The 1846-nt window shown below is 64.1% G+C and carries 1 protein-coding gene; it reads right to left on the bottom strand.

Going from position 1 to position 1846, the window contains the following annotated elements; genetic code table 11:
* Positions 1–1846, bottom strand: a 1846-nt coding sequence (locus tag QYE47_RS27190) for a T6SS effector BTH_I2691 family protein (RefSeq protein WP_301159780.1), incomplete at both ends; no start/stop codon positions are given.

The following is a 1846-nucleotide window of genomic DNA, read 5'->3' as shown; positions in this document are numbered from 1 at the left end:
TTGAGCGATAAGATGTTGAACCACAGCATCCCTGCGTTTAAACCACCACCACCGCCGGAGGTGAGCAACCCAAGGAAGTTGGGTTTCACGCGCGCAGTAGTGGTCAGCTCGATGGACACCGTGCGGCTACCCGAGATGCGCAACGCTTTCATCTCTTCAACCTGCGCCATGCCGCTCTTCAAATACCGCTGCACCTCCTGGCTAAAGGGATTTTCCGTAATGGCCTGCTCGGTGATTCGATAGCGCGCCGCCAACAACCCCAGTGCTTTCTCGGCATTGGCCTCACGCGCTGCCAGCAACACTTGCTGGCGCAGGCCATGGCTGGCATCCCAGCGGGTCTGGCCACGCAGGCGCTTGAGCACCACGGCATTGACCGACTGGGCGGTGAGGTCGGTGATGTCAGCCATGGCCGGGAAGCGACCGGCCAGCCCTTCGATCACGTTGTCGCTGGCGCCGAACAAAGAGCCGATCGAATCGGCTTTGTCCTTGAACGGGTTGAACGGCGCCAAGGCGGTGTAAAGCGGGCTGTCGTGCTGGTCCAGCCATTGCTCCAGGCGTTTGAAACGCCGGTCATGATCTTCGGTGCCGGGTGTCGGCTGGCCCATCGGGTGAATCAGCAACGCCAGTGAGATTTCCAGACCACGGGCGGAGGTGCGTTCGTCACGGTCGTAACAGGCCAAGGCGGCTGCCAGGCTGTAGGGGTTATCGATGTGTTGGGATTCGGCCGTCGCCAGCCAGGCGTCATGATCGTTGCTGGCTTGCAAGGCCAGGTTGCGCAGGGCGGCAATCCGCCGTTCCAGCGCGTCGCGTTCGGCGAGGAAGCGCCGGTATTTGTCGACATCGAGGCGCTGTGCCAGGCGCGCGCCATTGGGGGAGTAATCTTCATGGGTGAGGGCCTGGAAATGGGACTCGGCCGGCGACAGGGCAGGCCCCCTGCGTGAAGTGCCCAGCCTGAACGCGGCCAGTTCCGGTGAAGGTGCATCCGCCGGGTACAGGCTCTCCAGCGTCTTGTTCAGCAGCATGGCGACCAGGTTGCGATGGTGAAAGTCGCGGCTCTGCGGGCTGAGCTGTTCGGCATCCAGCCGGTAGCATGCCGGCACGCGCTCCTGCTCGGGAGGTTGGGCGGGTTTTGTGTGCTCCAGTTGCTCGGCCGGCATCAGGTCACGCAGTTGATGCTGGTAGGCCGAGACCGACAGGCTCAGGTCCAGGGCCATGCCTTCGGCGTCGGCGAGCGCCACCACCACTGGCACTTTCGGCTGGGTCCAGGGGTAGTGGCGGGCGATGGCATTGAGGTTGCCGATGGGCAAGGTTTCGGTGACCGGGTCGCTGCTCCAGGTCAGCGGCATGCGCCGCTCGGTTGGCTTGAAGTCTTCGACCCAGGTTTGCAGGGCACTGACTGGCAGCACATGGGGCTGGGTGGACGGCGCCGGGTTGCCGCTGACCAGCTCGGCCATGTCCAGCTGGCGCATGTGCCGTTTGCGCAGGGCTGCCGAACCGGTGATACGGGCGGTGATGGCGTTGGTCCACAGGTGCGGGCTGTAGCCGATCCACACTTCCTCGGCGGAGTCCTGGCAGGTGTCGGCCCACACCCAGCCGGTGCTCTGGCCGGACAGGTAGCGCTCACGGCGGTGGTAGTCCTCCAGCCCTTGATAGCGCAGCTCTTTGTAGAGGCCCGCGCCGACGTGCTCATGAATGACCAGCTTTTCGCCCTGAGGGCCTTTCATGAACACGTAGACATAGCCCGGGCGCAAAGCACGGAGGGTGTAGGCCGAGTGCTGCAGCGTGGGGAAGCCTTGTTCCAGGTTGAAGCCTGCATCGGCATAGCGGCAGGCGGGGGCGTCGCCGG

This window comes from Pseudomonas sp. 2,4-D (assembly GCF_030418155.1).
Lineage (GTDB): Bacteria > Pseudomonadota > Gammaproteobacteria > Pseudomonadales > Pseudomonadaceae > Aquipseudomonas > Aquipseudomonas alloputida.
This window is presented reverse-complemented; position numbering and strand designations above follow the sequence as displayed.